The sequence below is a fragment of the Acinetobacter sp. WU_MDCI_Abxb74 genome (genome assembly GCF_025513915.1).
GTDB classification, from domain to species: Bacteria; Pseudomonadota; Gammaproteobacteria; order Pseudomonadales; family Moraxellaceae; genus Acinetobacter; species Acinetobacter calcoaceticus_C.
The window spans coordinates 75288-93026 of record NZ_JAHPRP010000005.1; the positions used below are offsets into that span (position 1 = coordinate 75288).

The window sequence follows — 17739 nt, forward strand, 5'->3', positions numbered from 1 at the left end:
ATTATTTCGTTGTGATTTGATCAGCAGTGATATATTCCACTACTTCTAAATTAAAGCCAGATAAGGCATTGAAACGTAATGGTGAGCTAAGCAGCTTCATCTTTTCAACACCTAAATCACGCAAAATTTGAGCGCCTACACCAATCGTTTGATATTGATGTGAAAGTGCTGCATTGGATTTCACCGGTTTTGGCTTATTTAAATCATCCAACGCTGGTCCCAAGTCTTGCAAATGATCTTGCCCGATCCAGACTAAAACACCGCGATCACTCGCTGCAATTGTCTGTAGTGCACGGTCTAGATTCCACGCAGGTTCACCATCAGCTTTATTTAGCTTAAGCAAATCACGAATTGGACTGAAACCATGTACACGTACTGTTGTAACACCTTCTTTTGGCTCGCCTTTGACTAAAGCCAAATGGATATCCGGGTTACCAATCTCACGATAACGATAGAGTTCAAATGAACCATATTCTGTTTGAATGGTTTTTTGATCCAGACGTTCAACCGTTTGCTCATTGGTCATGCGGTAATGAATCAAGTCCGCAATTGTACCAATTTTTAAGCCATGCTTCTCAGCAAAAATTTCTAAATCTGCACGGCGTGCCATTGTGCCATCTTCATTGATGATTTCACAAATAACAGAAGCTGGTTCAAGACCCGCTAAGCGTGTTAAATCACAGCCCGCTTCGGTATGACCTGCACGATGTAGAACACCGCCTGGTTGTGCCATTAATGGGAAAATATGGCCTGGTTGTACAATATCACTTGGCTTTGCATGCGCTGCGACAGCAGCTTGAATTGTATGTGCACGCTCTGCTGCTGAAATACCAGTCGTAATACCTTCAGCGGCTTCGATTGATAAAGTAAAGTTTGTACTATGCTGAGCACCGTTTTGGTCAACCATCAACGGAAGGTTTAACTGCTTACAGCGCTCACGGCTTAACGTTAGGCAAACTAGACCACGTGCATGGGTAATCATGAAGTTAATATCTTCAGGACGAACATGCGTTGCTGCAATGACAAGATCACCTTCATTTTCGCGATCTTCGTCATCCATCAAGATAACCATTTTGCCTGCACGAATATCGGCGACAAGATCTTCAACACGACTCAGCGGCATTCGCTTTCACCTTTTTTTGTCGTAAGACAATTTCTATTTAATAAATTTTGCATAGTTTACGCTGTTTAGAGAATTTTGCCTATGATTCTGATTTATCCAAATTTGCTACTCTAAAGAATAGATCCAGCTTTATTTATACAAATAAATCATAAGAAAATGGAATAATTTAAAATAAAAACAATGAATTTAAATAAAAAAACCTAGCCAAAAGGCTAGGTTCTGATGTGCACACTTACTTTTTATGAAGCTGCACTGCTTGGGCTATCATTTTGTGGGATTGATTTTTTTCCCATCAAAATCTCAGTCCGGATATTTTGAGCAAGTTCAGCACACTCTGCATTCATGCCATTAATCATAAATGCGTGACGAGTCATGACATTACTTGGGTTTGGCATTGCAACAAGTTGATAGCTGTCTTGAATTGCCTTGAGTTGATCATTCTCAAGATATAAAGCAGATTCTTTTGCATGAAGATGTTGTGCTAAACGTTGAGCAGCCTCTTGCGCATCAATTTGCATAGCTTCTACAGCATTACAAGTTGCACTACGAGTTTGCAAAGCAAAGCGTTTATCTTCGCGGTAACGTTTATATAAAACATCAGAAAGCAACTGGAATACGGTTCCAACCATAAGCAGACACTCTACAGCGTGAGTATGCGAAGTTGAAATCGCAAGTGTAGCGCCTTCAGCATTAAATTCATTTACGACTTCAATGTCCGATAACTTTAATTGGTAATGCTTCACGCACAACTCAATACTCTTGTTTAAAAAGAGCTGACAAAGTTTAAAGTACGGGACAGATACCGATTGGTTAACACTGCTTAATAATTGTTTAGGATCATAAAACTGAATGTTAAGTGCCAACACATGTTGGTTACTAGAATCTGAGGTTTTCTCTGGTTGTGGGCGAACCGATGGTTTACCTTTCGCTTGCTGCTGAGCTTGGGCAACTAAAGTCACCGTATTTTGTTTTTCGAGTGCAAGCGCCTGAGTTAACTGCTGAATTTCATGTTTTAAACGATTTTCTTCATTAATACGTGCCAAATATTCGCTACGGGTCGGACGAGCAATCGCGCGATAGGCAAGCCATAATAAAACATGCAAAAACAGAGAAGCTAAGATTGCCAGCCATTGAGTACGCAGAATTTCCCCAATACTTGGCTGAATAAGCGTAATTTCAATAGAGCCCACTTTCTTTTCATTTTGCAGCGCATCGCGAGCAAAAATCTCACCTTGGCGAGTTTTTGAAATTCCGCTTGTTGCCAGCACTTGTTTATTGGCATCAAGAATGCGAATAGACGCAACGCTTGGATTGGTCGCATAGCGATTGGCAATCAGAGCTAAAGATACCGTATTTGCCGGTTCTAGCTCGGATAAGCTGTCTGCAACGAGCTGACTGGTCATGAGCTGACCTTGACTCGCACGGTTTTCATTGAGCTGGTGTGTCGTTGCAATCACCAATAAAAAGGTATGCAATGCAAAACTAACGATCAGTAGGCTAGCAAATAGCCCTTGTCTAGGCGCAATCAAGTTAAACTTCCAAGGCAATTATATTGAAATTCGATTATGATTCTTACAATAGTTGTCACTCAGACTAGAGTCAATTCATGCGAGAAATCATTCTTATATCCTTTTTAGGACCAGACCAACCAAACCAGTTTACCCGATTAATGCAAGTACTATCCGTACATTCATTGCAAATACTGGATGTAGGTCAGGCTGTTATTCATAATCAACTTACATTGGGCATTGTGGTCGCGTCAGATAATGAAACTGCGACCGCATTGGCAATGAAAGAAATTCTGATTTTAGCACATGATATTGGCTTAACAGTGCGCTTTAAACCAATCACAGGCGCAGAATACGATCAATGGGTAAGTGAAGGTGGCCGTACTCGTTATATCGTCACGGCTTTAGCACCTGAACTCACTGCTGCACACTTACAAGCAGTTACACAAATTGTGTCTAGCCAAGGCTTTAACATTGAAACGGTTACCCGTTTATCAGGCCGTGTCGACTTTGAAAAGGATAGCGCATTCCCACGTCGTGCATGTGTACAGTTTGGTTTAAGTAGTGGTCCAACTTTAGACGCACAAGCCATGCGTGCAGCATGTTTACTTCTTTCAAGCGAATTAAATATTGATGTGGCTGTTCAAGAAGATAACGCTTATCGACGTAATCGCCGTTTAGTTTGTTTTGATATGGATTCAACATTAATTGAACAGGAAGTTATTGATGAGTTGGCGATTGAAGCAGGGGTGGGTGCACAAGTTGCTGAAATTACTGAAAGAGCGATGCAAGGTGAACTTGATTTTCAGCAAAGCTTCCGTGCTCGTGTTGCATTATTAAAAGGACTGGATGCTGCTGTTTTACCTAAAATTGCAGAGCGTTTAACTATTACAGAAGGTGCTGAACGTCTTATCTCGACCTTGAAAGCACTGGGTTATAAAACGGCAATTCTATCTGGCGGATTCCAATATTTTGCTGAATATCTACAAGGTAAACTTGGTATCGATGAAGTTCATGCCAACATTTTAGATGTGCATGATGGCTTTGTAACGGGTGCAGTTAAAGGTGCGATTGTTGATGGCGCCCGTAAAGCTGAGCTATTACGTGAACTTGCGAATAAAATGGATATTTCTTTAGAACAAGCCATGGCGGTAGGCGATGGTGCGAATGATTTACCAATGCTTGCGATTGCAGGGCTTGGTGTGGCTTATCGTGCTAAACCTTTAGTTCGTCAAAATGCAAATCAGGCTATTTCAAGTGTTGGCTTGGATGGCGTACTGTATTTGCTTGGTATGCATGACAAAGATTTAAACCGTGCTTAATCTATAGGGCTAAGCTTTAAGCGCTACTTCAGAGTAGCGCTTTTTTTATGCAGAATAGTTATAAAATCAAGGGTGTTATGCTCAAATCATGCACAGAAAAAAGGCAATAAAAAAATCTGAAAAAAACTTATTTTGGCCCTTAAAAACAGCATATTTTTTTGTAATGACACGCCAGAATTGATGCCATATAGGGAATCGAACTTTTTGAATTTTACAAAAATGTAATGACAAAAGAATGTTGCGACAAAGTATGTCGCATTAAGAAAAGACGGGTCTTTTTTTCTAAAAAAAAACATCCATAATGCATCCTAAGCTTCAATACAAATTATGAATTAAAGTTGTTTTTAGAATGAGGTCGGGTTTTTAAGACCGAATGTTTTTAGACGTTTTCATTAAGACGGAGGTTTCTATGGTAACAGCGAATTTTGCCGCTATCGCCGGATTCAGCTTGATCGCTGTCGCGCTTGTTGCTGTTTTCTTTTCTCCTTACCGTCGTTGGCTTGGTTTTATGCTTGCAGGGATGTTCTTTTGGGGGCTATTGGAAGTGGTCCGTTTTGGAGTTCAAGTCACTTTTGAAATGCCAGTCACATATAGTTATTTAACTGCACTAAGTCTAGCGATGGTAATAGTTACATTTATTTTGTTACGTGAGGATAAACAGGCACAAAAGGCTTTGGCAAATCGCCAATATATAGAACACACGCCAGTATATGAAGATGATCAGCAGCAATGTTCTAGCCGATAATTAAATTGTTATCTAACGGTAAAGAGGTATGCACAGCATGCCTCTTTTATTTACGAAACGTGATTTTTATTATACAAAGCATTTATTAAAAAATAGCCAGTTATGCTAGGATAGATGGGTCTGTTGACGTTTCATCTAGATTGCGTTGCCAGCTAAAAATTATCAGTTGATGCACAAAACACACGCAATGGTATGTCCTTGCTAAGTTTTGCTCTACAGTTTTCATAAAAATACAATAGGCGTGAATGTTCATGAAACTTTCTTCTATACCTGTAGTCAAATTACCTCTCGTTGATGTCAGTACAGACCCGTTAGATTTATTGGTAGCAGGTTTAGTGCTGCGTATGAAGCAATTGGCACGTACTAGCCCTAAGTTTATTGAATTGATTCATGACCGCGCATTTCGTATTCAGATCGGTACGGATTTAGGTGTTGCACGTCAGATCATTATTAATAATGGACAGATTGACACTGTTGCAGGCGCACCTGAAAAAGCTGATTTTATCTTGCAGTTTGCAGATAGCGAACAGGGCGTAAAAACTTTGATTAAAGGTGACCCAACAGCATTTATGACGGGTATGCAAAACGGCAGTATTAAAATGGAAGGCGACTTCAGCCTACTCGTTTGGTTTAACCAAGTGGCTAGACTCATTCCACCTAAGTTGCCAAAACCAGTTAAAGATAAAGTACGTCAGGCACGTGCTTTTATTAAAGAGAAAACTGGTCGTTAATCGCCAGATATAAAAAAACTCCCGTTCGGGAGTTTTTTTATATCTAAGCTTCGACTTCCAAATTAAACGTAACTGGACCATCGTTAATTAAATGTACTTTCATATCCGCTGCAAAAATACCGGTTTGAACTTTTTCAAATTGTGAATGTGTATATTCAACCAACTGTTCATATAACGCTTTGGCATCTGCTGGTGGCATGGCTGGACCAAAATCTGGACGTAAACCTTTTTGAGTTTGGGCCATCAGAGTAAATTGTGAAACAAGCAGGATTCCACCATTTGCTTGAGAGACATTCCAGCCCATTTTGCCCTGTTCGTCATCAAAGATACGATATTTCAAAATCTTATCAATAAGCTTTTGGCCAATTGCTAAAGTGTCATCTCGGCCGATACCTAAAAAAACCAGTAGTCCATGTTGGATTTCACCAGTCGTCTCACCGTCAACCACCACTTTGGCTTCAAGAACTCGTTGTATTAAAGCACGCATAGTTAAAGCAAATTTCTGCAATTAATTGAATTGGTTTAGTTTAGCAGAATTTAAATTAAATGATTTTTAAAAGGAAATTTCATGGAATTGCAACAATGGTCTAAAAGCCCGCAATTCATTTATAAAAATATGCTTTAATGCTAAGAAGCAAGCGAATAATCATTGACTATGTCTCCAATTATCCATTCTTTACTAGATACAGACTTGTACAAATTTACGATGTTACAAGTGGTTTTGCATAAATTTCCGCAAACACATAGTGTCTATCATTTTCGTTGCAGAAACTTAGAAGATACAGTTTATCCGTTAGTGGATATTTTGGATGACTTAAACGAGCAACTCGACCATTTATGTAATCTCAAATATAAAGAAGACGAGCTTCAATATTTGCGTAAATTACGCTTTATAAAAAGTGACTTTGTTGATTATTTAGAACTATTTCAACTGAAACGACGTTTTATTCAGGCAAGTATGGATGCCAAAGGCCGATTAGATATTCATATTGAAGGTCCAATGGTCCAAGCCATGATGTTTGAAATTTTTGTATTGGCAATTGTAAATGAACTTTATTTTAGCCGTATTAAAAACGATGAAGTATGGGCGGAGGGTGAGCGCCGTTTACAAGCCAAGCTTGAATTGGTTCAGCAATATGAAAAAACTCAAAAACCGAATGACCCACCATTTTTAGTCTCTGATTTTGGTACACGTCGCCGTTATAGCTTCGTATGGCAAAAGCATGTTGTGGCAGCCTTTCATAAAACAGTGCCAAATGTATTCCGTGGTACAAGTAATGTCCTGCTCGCAAAAGAGTTAAACATTACACCAATTGGGACCATGGCTCATGAATTCCTACAAGCTTTTCAGGCACTTGATGTACGTCTGCGTGACTTTCAAAAAGCGGCTTTAGAGACATGGGTTCAAGAATATCGTGGAGACTTAGGAATTGCTTTGACTGACGTTGTTGGTATGGATGCGTTCCTGCGAGATTTTGACTTGTACTTCGCGAAACTATTTGATGGTTTACGTCATGACAGTGGTGATCCCTATGAATGGGGCGATAAGGCCTATGCGCATTATCGTAAATTAAAAATTGACACCAAAACTAAAATGCTGACCTTTAGCGATGGGCTTAATTTGCCAAAAGCATGGGAATTGCACCAATATTTCAAAGATCGTTTTCAGGTGAGTTTCGGTATTGGAACTAATTTGACCAATGACATGGGACAAAAACCACTCAATATTGTGTTGAAACTGGTTGAGTGCAATGGCCAGTCTGTTGCGAAAATTTCAGATAGTCCCGGTAAAACCATGACTGATAACGATACTTTCTTGGCTTATTTACGTCAGGTTTTTGAAATCGAAGAACTTGAAGAAGTCGTTTAATTAAAAAATAATCTCGCTATTTTGTATTTTTAAAAGTAAGAATGCTGATATCTGATTTTCTGCTAAAGAGTTGCAGAAAATCAGAGTTTGATAGATATATGCTTATGCTAATATGAAATTAAGCTGGTATAAAAAGAAACCATGACGATGACACTCCCGGATTTTAAACTCGATTTATTAATAGAAGCAGAAGAATTGGTACCTTATTTAGGCAATGAATATATTCGCATTGTAGATTTGAGCCGTGCTTCTGTTTATGAACAACTCCATATTCCACATGCTATTCATTTACAACCTAAGTGGTTAGTGGCTCAACAAGAAGAAGCTACGGGTATTTTACCAGATGAAGCTGGTTTACAAGCGCTTATTGAAAAATTGAATATTTCGCCAAATCATCATGTCGTGGTCTATGACGATGAAGGTGGGGCATGGGCTGGACGTTTAATCTGGAATTTGCATTGCTTAGGATTTACCCGCACCAGTTTAATTAATGGCGGTATTCATGCGTGGTTAGGGGCTGGACTGCCAACTACAACCGAAATTGAAAAACTTCCGAGAGTTGATGATTTAATCCAAATTGATTTATCGCATGCTGCTCAGTTTCGAGTGAACTACGAAGAACTACGAAAACAAGTCGAACAAGAAAATGTTCAATTGTGGGATTGCCGGACAAGTGATGAATATAGTGGTGTCCGTTTAGCAGCGCGACGCGGCGGTCACATTCCAAATGCCCTCCATTTTGAATGGAGTACTGCACTTAATCGTCAAAATCATCTAAAATTGCATCCGCTTGAACGCACGCGGCAGCGCCTTGAACAACTGGGGTTTGATTTAAAACAGCCTGTAGTTGTGTACTGCCAGTCACATCACCGTTCCGGTTTAGCCTATATTTTGGCTAGACTCTTGGGCTGGGAAGCAAAAGCCTATGATGGTGCGTGGAGTGAATGGGGCAATCGCCTCGATAGTCCTATTATTACTGGAGAATCACCGTCGTGAGTTTCACATCTCGATTAAAAAAAGAATTATTTATTAAGGCGCAAAACCTTGTACCACAGCATCAATTGAGCCGTGTGGTAGGTAAAGTTGCTGCGAGCGAAAATCCAGTTGTGAAAACTGCTGTTATTCATGCATTTAAAACCAAATATGGGATTGATTTGTCGATTGCTAAACAAGGCAATGCACTGAAATATAAATCTTTTAATGACTTTTTTACTCGGGCTTTGAAAGAAGGTGTACGTCTAGTTGATGAAAATACAGACAGTATTGTATCACCTGCCGATGGTGCAATTTCTCAGATTGGTAAAATTACTGTGGGTGAAGTATTTCAAGCAAAAGGTCAAAGCTTCTCTGTAGAGAAATTAATTGGTGACCCACAACTTGCTCAACCGTTTCAAGACGGTGAGTTCGCGACAGTCTATTTATCTCCACGTGATTACCACCGTGTTCACATGCCATTTGCAGGTACATTAACTGAAACGTTATATGTACCGGGTGAGCTATTTTCAGTAAATCAGGTGACTGCTGAAAATGTACCGGGACTATTTGCTCGTAATGAACGCATGGTGTGTTTATTTGATACGGAACTTGGCCGCATGGCTGTTGTTTTAGTAGGTGCAATGATTGTTGCTGGTATTGAAACTGTGGCAACAGGTAAAGTAAAACCTTCAGGTCGTATCGAATTACAGCATCATCAGTTGAAGCTGGAAAAAGGTGCCGAGCTTGGACGTTTTTATTTAGGTTCTACTGCCGTTATTTTATTTGAAAAAGATAAGATCGAGTGGGAACAACGTTTTAAAGCTGAGTCTATTGTTGTGATGGGCGAGCGTATGGGGCATACAGTTTAGTAAGTTATATAAGCCTTATAAAACAAATAAACCCTGAGTTTAATTATTCAGGGTTTATTTTTTTGATTTAAACTATATAAAAACACAATATACTATGTTGTTTGGAATTATATTATATAGAAATATAATTATTATTAAGTGATCTAAATTAGTACATTATATGAAGTAGGCCATTCATATGTGGTTAAAGTGAGCAAAAATATTAATATAATTAAAATTTTATAAATAAAAAGAGAAATAAATATTCAAGTTAGACTTAAGTCTTAATTTTTAATTTATTTAAAGATAAGTTATTAAATATAAAAAATTATTTAACTTTTAGAACAGCGAATAACTTTTTTTACATACTACACAAATACAGCTTTGGCACACTGCTTGCTAACTATTCAGGACCTTACTGTAATTTTCATATTTTTTAGGTTCTAAAATCATGTTAAAAGTTAAACGCCTGACAGCTTCGGTTTTATCTGTACTTTGTATTTCACTCAGCCATGCCAATGATTTTAAAGTTTTAAATCAAATTTCAAAACAGCCTACTCAACTTCAAACTGGCGAATATAAAGGCAATTATTACGTTCCATCTACTTTAAATACCATTACATGGGGCTATTTACCGAATCGGGATGCCAAACCCGTACTTACTGTTCCATCAGGTAGTGTTGTGACATTTGATACGGTTTCTCATGAAGGTTTGCTTGAAGACCAAGGACGTAATGCTGAAAAGTTCTTTAAATCGAAGGGCGTAAATTCTAATGAAATATTGGAAGATGCAAAAACAATTACACAGTCAAATTTAAAGCATGATTTTCATAAAGATGGACCACATATTGTGACTGGCCCTGTTGCAATTGAAGGTGCACAGCCCGGTGATATTTTGAAGGTTGAAGTACTTAAAGTTGAGCCACGTGTTCCTTATGGTGTCATTTCAAATCGGCATGGTAAGGGTGCTTTAGTCGGAGAATTTCCTAAAAAAGAAAAGCAAGAAAATGCATCAGCTGAGCATCCTGAACGTTATGGAAATGTATCGATTTTCACACCAATTGAAAAAAATGCTAAAGGTGAATACGAAGGTGTATTAAAAACAGAATCGGGTAAATCAATACGTTTTCCACTGTATCCTTTTATGGGAATTATGGGCGTAGCAGCAAATACTTCTGAACCTGTTCATTCTGTACCACCTGCAATGTATGGCGGAAATATTGATATTAATGAACTAGGTGCAGGTTCAACAGCCTATTATCCTGTTCAGGTCAAAGGCGCGTTATTTTATACGGGTGATAGTCATTTCGCGCAAGGGGATGGTGAAGTAGCATTAACTGCATTAGAAGCTTCAGCACGTGCGACGCTAAAATTTACCTTGCTCAAGGCGGGTAAAGATAAAATACCGGGTAAAGAGTTAACACAACCTTTAGCTGAAAATGCTGAGTTTTGGATTACGCCGGGACTTGATGAAGATCTGGATGAAGCAATGAAAAAATCTACACGAGAAGCTATTCGTTTCTTAAACCAAGAATACGGCATTGATGAAGCAATAGCGTATGCGTATTTAAGTGCCGCAACTGATTTTGAAGTTTCACAAGTTGTAGATAAAACAAAAGGTATTCATGCAAAAATCCGAAAAGCTGATTTTAAAGAGTTTGAGAGTAAATAATTAAGTGAACTAAGCTTGGTATTTAAAATATTAAATACCAAGTTAAATTCATTTCAACTATTAATAAGTTTTAAATATTTTATAATTGAGTATAATAAATATCGCACATATTTATTAGTATAAAATCTAATGCACTCACTTCCGAACGGTCTACTTTATATTGCTGCATTATTAACATTCTGTGCAGCATTACTTCATTTTGTTTGTGTGTTCTGGGGGGCAAATGGTTTTCGGTTTTTAGGAGCTGGAAAAAGTATTGTCCAAATGGTCGAAAGAGGGCATTGGTATCCTAATTTTACAGCTATAGCTGTCGGTTTAATCCTGACTGTATGTTCTATGTATGCCTTCTTTGCAGCAAAGGGAATACAGATATTACCTTTTACCAAACTTATTTTGTCGCTTGTCGCAGTTATATTTCTGATCCGTGGTTTTGCTTTTCCATTGTTAAAGTCAAAATTTGTCGGAAATAGTGATTTATTTTGGTATGTCAGCTCAGCCTTTTGTTTAATACTGGGTACTTTATATGCCGCAGGCGTATATTTAATTTGAAATGAATATATTTTAAGTTAAGTAGAATTAATCATTTTAAAAAATAAAAAGGGAGCTAGGCTCCCTTTTTTAACTATTTAGTCCAACCATATTTTTTGAAAATAGTATTGCCTTGCCGAGATGATAAAAACTCTACAAAACGTTTAGCTTCAGCATCTTTTAGACTATGTTTTGTTAATGCTACACCTGTATCGCGATAGACAACCAGCTCTGGTTCGATAGGTATAATTTGCCCAATGTTAGGGTTACTCACTCCCCAAATATTAAAGACTACCCAAGCATCGTAGCTACTATTTTCTTCCCAGTTTTTCTTAGCAATACCTGTGTTTGCTGCATACATTGCAATATTTTTTCGAAAGGATTTGGTTAATTGAATATTTCCCGTTCTACCAGCAATATCCTCCCACATACCGACTTGACCTGCACCATGCGTAACTAAAACTTTAATGTTGGGTTTGGCTAGGTCTTTAAATCCTTTAATATTTTTAGGGTTTCCGTTACGCACTAAAATGGCTGCGGGGCGTAAATATAAAGGTTCGACCGAGTCTTTTATAATTTGTTCAGAAAAAGCATTTTCGAAATCAGACATCATGGCCTCGGAACCACTATATATAATATCGGCATCTAATTTAGCTTGGTCAGACCATTGAGAAGTAGGACCAGATGTCACGTTGACTGCTATTCCAGTTTTACTGGTGAATTGCTTAGCTGCTTCTTTCATTGCAGGTGCTGGCCCACCAGGACCATATACTTGTATGTCTGCAAAACTATAGATTGGTAGAGAACTGAGAGTAAGGTAAAGCAGGTACTGTATAAATTTATATTGTTTTGACATTTTAATCGCTATAGTAATTAAGAAAATATCAGCATATATTTTTTATTATTTAAATGGGATTAATTTTTGCAACGATATTTATAATGTTTTTTTTAAATATATTTTAATTAAATTTTAACTAGCTATATCTAAATGTAATTTATTTTGAGTTGAATATGAATGTGGTTGATTTTATGGTAGTTTATATTTTATAAATTGATTATTTAAAAATATATAGTGTAAATAATAGAGGAGTAATCCCTTGATTAGAATAAGTAATTTTCTTTTTAAAATTTTATTTAGCAGTGCTTGTTTGGTGTCTGGATCTGCTATGGCCGCTCCAATTACAGATTTGAATAAGCAAATTGTGAGCGAAAAACCGGGTTCAATATTGTCTCTAGAACAGCAAGATGTGACGGATTTATTTCCTCATGCAGATCAGCGCTTGTTGGTAAATTATCGTAGTCGAGGTATTCAGGGCGAACCTATTGTTGCATCGGCTTTTATTTTATTACCGAAAGGAACACCACCAAAAAAAGGCTGGCCGATACTTGCTTGGGCACATGGCACGACTGGAGTTGCTGATACCTGCGCGCCTTCTGGTGATTATGTTGATGGGCCAGTTCATTCATATCAAGAAGTTGCTTCCAAAGCTTTAGATGGTTGGCTTGCACGTGGCTACGCAGTTGTTGCACCTGATTATCAAGGTTTAGGTACATTAGGCGCGCATCCCTATATGAATGCAAAGAGCCAACTGCATACAGTGGTTGATGCAGTGCGTGCATTACATTTGCTTAAGCCCAAAAGTTTTAATAAACAGTGGTTAGTAATGGGACACAGTCAAGGCGGGGCTGCGGCAATTGCAGTATCTGCCTATGGTCAAAAAGATGCGCCCGAACTCGATTTGAAAGGCGCGATAGCCCTTGCACCAGGTGGCTATCAATATGAAGGTATTGCAGAATATGTGCAGAGTCATCCAAACCCAGAACCTAGCGTGGCTGCTTTCTTCCCGATTGTGCTATTAGGAGCACAAGCAGCAGAGCCAAGTATTGTTCCTGAAAATTTAGTCAGTCCAGAAATGAACGCGGTGCTCACTCAAGCGCGCAGCCGTTGTTTATCTGAACTTCAATCTGATTTAAAGAAATCTCCTTCTAGCATATTTCGACCTAACGCTGATTTAAAACCTCTCTTGGCTTATCTAAAACAACAGTCCATTGAAAATATGGTGCCTACCGTACCATTAATGATTGTTCAGGGTTCTAAAGATCATTTAGTTGATCCTAGAGGGACATCTGCCTATTACCAGCAGTTATGTAAATTAAAAAAACCAGCCATCTATCAAACGATTGATGGCGGAGATCATCGTGATGCATTGCGTCAGAGTAATACTTTTGCCACTAACTTTTTAAATGTAATAGAGAAAAATCAAAGTAATTCGTATTGCTCGACTTCTAGGTAAATGGTTTTAAATGCTACAAAAAAGCCGACTTTTCATGAGTCGGCTTTTATATTTGAAGGGGGGATTTTAGGTCATGTTATAGAGTCTTTCTTTAGGGAAAACTGCTGTAAAAGTGGAACCTTCATTTTCTTTAGATTGCACATCTAAATAAGCGCCATGCTGCATCAATACATGTTTTACAATCGCTAAACCTAAACCTGTACCACCTGTTTGGCGACTACGGTCACTGTCTACGCGATAGAAGCGTTCAGTCAGGCGTGGTAAATGTTTTGGATTAATTCCAATGCCTGTGTCTTGTACACTAAAGTAAGCATGTTCACCGTCGTCATGCCAGCCAATCGTAATGGTTCCGCCTTTTGGGGTGTATTTGATGGCGTTAGTAATTAAATTACTAAATGCACTGGCAATTTCCATATCAGAACCAATCAGGTCACAATGGCTATCAATATGTAAATTCAGTGTATGGCCATAATCGGCATTGTAGGCCTGAGCATCATCAAAGAGTTGATTCATTAAACTCGGCATTTCAATAATCTGATTTTTTGCAATTTTCTTATTATTTTCTAAATTTGATAACAGCAGTAAATCATTCACCAAAGCATTCATGCGCTTGGTTTGTGACTGCATCTGGTCAAATGCACGTTTCCAGCGTGGACTAATATCTTCCTGATCGGTAAAAGTCTCGATATAACCACTGAGTACGGTTAATGGCGTACGAAGTTCATGCGAAATATTATCTACGAAGTCTTTACGCATCTGTTCAAGGTTGTGCATACGCGTAACGTCATAAGCCACTAGTAAACGACTTTCTCCACCAAATCGTGTGAGCTTAACCTGTACATATCGGTCATCATCAAAGTTGGAATGGAGTTTGATACCGTCAGGGGCCTGATCAATATTGTTAAAATATTCAATAAAACTAGGCTGGCGTAAAATCGTTAATAAATTTCGGCCACGATCAAGAGGACTAATGCCTAATAAGCGTTCAGCAGCAGGGTTCCACCATTCAATTTGATGTTGGTCATCAATCAGAACAACCGCTTCAGCAAGTGCAACTAACGAGGATTGAGCTCGATCAATTAAACCGACCATTTCGGCCTGAACAATTCGTTCCTGACGCTGAGCACGGTAAACATTAAATAATAATGCCCCCCAAATCCCATTAAGATTTGGAGGTACGTCATAAGGCTTATTTGCAATCCAGTCATTGACCAGATATAAAGAACGCAACTGGAGTGTAAAAAAACCCACAAAAGCGATAAAAATACAGCTCCAGAAATACCCAAGGCCTAAACCGACTAAACCGGCAATAATTAGAAAAAATAATAAAAGCCGTAAATCTTGTTTGGCAAACGTCCATAAACTACTGTAACGGGAAAGCTTTTGTTCACGTACCTGTTCAGGGACGGGGTAGGGTTCATACATAAATCTTGGTTAACCTGCGGCTAAATCTGCACGTGTTGAGAAGCGGTAGCCAGTTCCGCGCACAGTCTGAACAAATCGGTCAACACCAAAAGGTTCTAAAACTTTACGCAAACGACGGATGTGCACATCGATAGTTCGATCTTCGATATATACATTACCGCCCCATACCTGATCGAGCAACTGGGCACGTGTATATGCTCGCTCTGGATGGGTCATAAAAAACGCAAGTAAGCGATATTCAGTTGGACCCATTTCTAAAATACTGTTGCCGAAGCTTACGCGTTGGCTTACAGGATCAAGAATTAAACCATTGGCGTCAATCATTTTTTCGCCACTTAATGCATTTGCACGACGTAAGACTGCTTTAATACGTGAAACCAGTTCACGTGTTGAGAAAGGCTTCGTCATGTAATCATCTGCGCCAGCGTCAAGACCTTGTACTTTATGGTCTTCTTCTCCGCGAGCGGTGAGCATAATTACTGGAATTTCTGCTAAGTTCTCATCTCGTTTTAAGCGGCGACATAAATCGACACCACTTACGCCTCCAGGTAACATCCAATCGAGCAAGATAAGCGCCGGACGTTGGTCGACGATAATTTGATGAGCTTGTTTGGCATCTTCCGCCTGTAAACACTGAAAGCCTGCCATGTCCAAAGATGTATGGATCATTTCGCGAATAGGAAGCTCATCATCGACAATTAAAATATAGTCATCTTTCACAGCGCAATATCCTATAGATTTAACGGTGAACCGTTTTGTAGTTATGACAGGCTTATTACAAAGATTAATTATGACAATTTCATTGCAGAAAAGTCTATAAAATTAAAATTAGCAATAATTTGTGACAAAAGTAAGGCAATGATGTGACCATATGATGACATGAAAGATTAAATATTCTTAAAACTATTCAATAAGTTAATACCTTAAAAGCTTGACTGGTTTTGCACATTTTAGAGTGTCAAAAAACTTTAATATTATTTTGAAACCTTGGCCAATAAAGATAAGAATACAATGCGGCATGCGGTTAAAACCTGTTCAAGAGACTGCTCAAACCCTCCCATGACCCATCGAATTGCAATTTGAGTGACATATCCATTTAAGCCTGTCGCGATTAAGGATAGCTCATTTTCGTTGTGTTGGATTTGCGGCATAGTGAGCATGACAAAGGCCTGAATCATGCGGTCAAACTGCGCAAGTGTTTCTTGAATGGTGGCCTGATTATGTAATTCTTGTACCAAAACTGCGTCAACATAGACAATGCGGGCTAACCGTGGGTCATTTTTTAATGTAGTCAGCAGTGCTCGTAAACCAGCATCTACCATTTTTTCTGGATCTGGCGTCGCTTTAATTACGGCTTGCATTAAGTTTTGCTGCAATTCTTCAATCATTTTTAAGAAAATCGTTTGGAATAAATCCTCACTTTTTTTAAATGATTCATAAAAATAACGTTCAGTCAGTTTTGCTTCTTGGCAAACATCTTTGACGGTGACTGAAAAAAAACCAAGTGTTCCATAGGTGGCAATACCGGCTTCAATCAATTTTTCTCGGCGTGCCTCTTTACGTTCTGAAAGAGATAACCCTTTGAACTGACGTTCTTTACTCACACTTTTGGTTTTCTTTTTACTGGTTGAGTCGTTTGTCGCCATAAATAAAACGTATCCTAAAGAAGGGTTTCCTAATTTATCAGTTTTTGCCAAATATGCTCACTATGATAAAGCTCTCAGCAGAATTGTGCCATTCTATCTGAAATTACAGTGTACTATATTGACAATGGATATTGTCAAAATTATATTGAAGATGTCTGAATTGCACATGCAATGAACCGGTTGTGCAAATATCGAAAAACAAAGGATGGACAATGAAAAATTTTAAAAACAAAGTCGCTGCAATTACGGGCGCAGGTTCTGGCATAGGGCAGCAGCTCGCAATTCTTTTGGCACAACAGGGCTGCCATCTTTCGTTGAGTGATATTAATGAACAAGGGCTACAAAAAACTGTTGAGCTTTTAAAGCCGTACAAAGATATTACCGTTAGCACAAAAAAGCTTGATGTTTCTGACCGTGAATCAGTAAAGCAGTGGGCTCAAGAAACTGTGCAAGATCATGGGTCAGTTAACCTGATTTTTAACAATGCTGGGGTGGCTTTAGGCTCAACTGTTGAAGGTGCAACTTACGAAGATTTAGAGTGGATCGTTGGAATTAACTTCTGGGGCGTGGTTTACGGAACTAAAGAATTCTTGCCGTTTATTAAGCAAACTCAAGATGGCCATATTATTAATATCTCAAGCTTGTTTGGTTTAACTGCCCAACCCACACAATCTGGCTATAACGCAACTAAATTTGCGGTGCGTGGTTTTACCGAATCACTCCGCCAAGAGTTAGATATTGAAAAAAGTGGTGTAAGTTCTTTGTGTGTGCACCCAGGGGGAATTCGGACCAACATTGCTAAGGCTGCAAAAATGAGTGATAGCCTGAGTACTTTAGGTATGGACCCTGCTAAATCGATTCAAAATTTTGACAAGTTACTGCGTACTCCACCCGAAGAGGCAGCACGTCAGATTTTAGAAGCGGTATTGAAAAATAAACGCCGCTTACTCATCGGTAGTGATGCAAAACTTCTTGATGTATTCCAGCGCTTATTCCCAACTGGATATCAACGTGCTTCTACCATTGTGACTAAATGGATGAAGTAATTTTAA

General features: G+C 38.6%; 17 protein-coding genes. 10 read left to right on the forward strand and 7 right to left on the reverse strand.

Annotated elements, in window-relative coordinates; all coding sequences use genetic code 11:
• Position 1: 1 nt before the first annotated feature.
• Together ribBA and KTH84_RS10480 are read right to left on the reverse strand one after the other, a co-directional pair.
• Complete coding sequence (gene ribBA, locus KTH84_RS10475; RefSeq protein WP_016139809.1) at positions 2–1123, reverse strand: bifunctional 3,4-dihydroxy-2-butanone-4-phosphate synthase/GTP cyclohydrolase II; 1122 nt, start codon at positions 1121–1123, stop codon at positions 2–4.
• 239 nt (positions 1124–1362) lie between these two features.
• Positions 1363–2670 carry a hypothetical protein gene (locus KTH84_RS10480; protein WP_262473067.1) on the reverse strand — a complete coding sequence of 436 codons (1308 nt, stop codon included), beginning with the start codon at positions 2668–2670 and terminating at the stop codon, positions 1363–1365.
• A 59-nt stretch (positions 2671–2729) separates the two neighbouring features.
• On the opposite strand from KTH84_RS10480, the gene serB reads away from it, so the two are divergent.
• The 3 genes from serB (at position 2730) to KTH84_RS10495 (ending at position 5429) form a co-directional block, all read left to right on the forward strand.
• A complete protein-coding gene (serB, locus tag KTH84_RS10485; RefSeq protein WP_262473068.1) occupies positions 2730–3953 on the forward strand; it encodes a phosphoserine phosphatase SerB in 1224 nt (407 codons plus the stop codon).
• Positions 3954–4362: 409 nt separating this feature from the next.
• Positions 4363–4698, forward strand: coding sequence for a ciprofloxacin tolerance protein AciT (aciT, locus tag KTH84_RS10490; RefSeq protein ID WP_042896020.1), 336 nt, complete (start codon positions 4363–4365; stop codon positions 4696–4698).
• Between the two features lie 251 nt (positions 4699–4949).
• A complete protein-coding gene (locus KTH84_RS10495; RefSeq protein WP_003654185.1) occupies positions 4950–5429 on the forward strand; it encodes a hypothetical protein in 480 nt (159 codons plus the stop codon).
• Between the two features lie 43 nt (positions 5430–5472).
• On the opposite strand, the gene dtd is transcribed toward KTH84_RS10495, so the two are convergent.
• Positions 5473–5916: a D-aminoacyl-tRNA deacylase gene (gene dtd / locus KTH84_RS10500; protein WP_009391425.1), complete on the reverse strand. Its 444-nt coding sequence runs from the start codon at positions 5914–5916 to the stop codon at positions 5473–5475.
• 168 nt (positions 5917–6084) lie between these two features.
• On the opposite strand from dtd, the gene pncB reads away from it, so the two are divergent.
• From pncB to KTH84_RS10525, 5 genes are all read left to right on the forward strand, one after another.
• A complete protein-coding gene (gene pncB / locus KTH84_RS10505; protein WP_262473069.1) occupies positions 6085–7299 on the forward strand; it encodes a nicotinate phosphoribosyltransferase in 1215 nt (404 codons plus the stop codon).
• 147 nt (positions 7300–7446) lie between these two features.
• A complete protein-coding gene (locus KTH84_RS10510) occupies positions 7447–8295 on the forward strand; it encodes a sulfurtransferase (protein WP_262473070.1) in 849 nt (282 codons plus the stop codon).
• Entirely contained in the window at positions 8292–9143 is an 852-nt protein-coding gene (asd, locus tag KTH84_RS10515; protein ID WP_262473071.1) for an archaetidylserine decarboxylase, read from the forward strand. The genes KTH84_RS10510 and asd overlap by 4 nt, the downstream gene beginning before the upstream one ends.
• A 430-nt stretch (positions 9144–9573) precedes the next feature.
• On the forward strand, positions 9574–10794 hold the full coding sequence (locus tag KTH84_RS10520; protein ID WP_133971163.1) for an acetamidase/formamidase family protein: 1221 nt from the start codon (positions 9574–9576) through the stop codon (positions 10792–10794).
• Between the two features lie 129 nt (positions 10795–10923).
• Positions 10924–11343, forward strand: a complete 420-nt coding sequence (locus tag KTH84_RS10525) for a hypothetical protein (protein WP_262473072.1) — start codon at positions 10924–10926, stop codon at positions 11341–11343.
• A gap of 73 nt (positions 11344–11416) precedes the next feature.
• On the opposite strand, the gene KTH84_RS10530 is transcribed toward KTH84_RS10525, so the two are convergent.
• Positions 11417–12178 carry an AcfC family putative adhesin gene (locus tag KTH84_RS10530; RefSeq protein ID WP_262473073.1) on the reverse strand — a complete coding sequence of 254 codons (762 nt, stop codon included), beginning with the start codon at positions 12176–12178 and terminating at the stop codon, positions 11417–11419.
• A 241-nt stretch (positions 12179–12419) separates the two neighbouring features.
• Here KTH84_RS10530 and KTH84_RS10535 point away from each other — a divergent pair, with 241 nt between their 5' ends.
• A complete protein-coding gene (locus KTH84_RS10535; protein ID WP_262473074.1) occupies positions 12420–13616 on the forward strand; it encodes a lysophospholipase in 1197 nt (398 codons plus the stop codon).
• A gap of 66 nt (positions 13617–13682) precedes the next feature.
• Here the strand turns inward: KTH84_RS10535 and phoR are convergent, their stop codons facing one another.
• From phoR to KTH84_RS10550, 3 genes are all read right to left on the reverse strand, one after another.
• On the reverse strand, positions 13683–15041 hold the full coding sequence (gene phoR, locus KTH84_RS10540; RefSeq protein ID WP_042895849.1) for a phosphate regulon sensor histidine kinase PhoR: 1359 nt from the start codon (positions 15039–15041) through the stop codon (positions 13683–13685).
• Between the two features lie 9 nt (positions 15042–15050).
• Positions 15051–15761 (reverse strand): phosphate regulon transcriptional regulator PhoB, encoded by a 711-nt coding sequence (gene phoB / locus KTH84_RS10545; protein ID WP_042895848.1) that lies wholly within the window; start codon positions 15759–15761, stop codon positions 15051–15053.
• 254 nt (positions 15762–16015) lie between these two features.
• Positions 16016–16687: a TetR/AcrR family transcriptional regulator gene (locus KTH84_RS10550; protein ID WP_042895847.1), complete on the reverse strand. Its 672-nt coding sequence runs from the start codon at positions 16685–16687 to the stop codon at positions 16016–16018.
• 212 nt (positions 16688–16899) lie between these two features.
• Between KTH84_RS10550 and KTH84_RS10555 the strand changes: the two genes are divergently transcribed.
• Positions 16900–17733 (forward strand): SDR family NAD(P)-dependent oxidoreductase, encoded by an 834-nt coding sequence (locus tag KTH84_RS10555; RefSeq protein WP_042895846.1) that lies wholly within the window; start codon positions 16900–16902, stop codon positions 17731–17733.
• Positions 17734–17739: the final 6 nt, after the last annotated feature.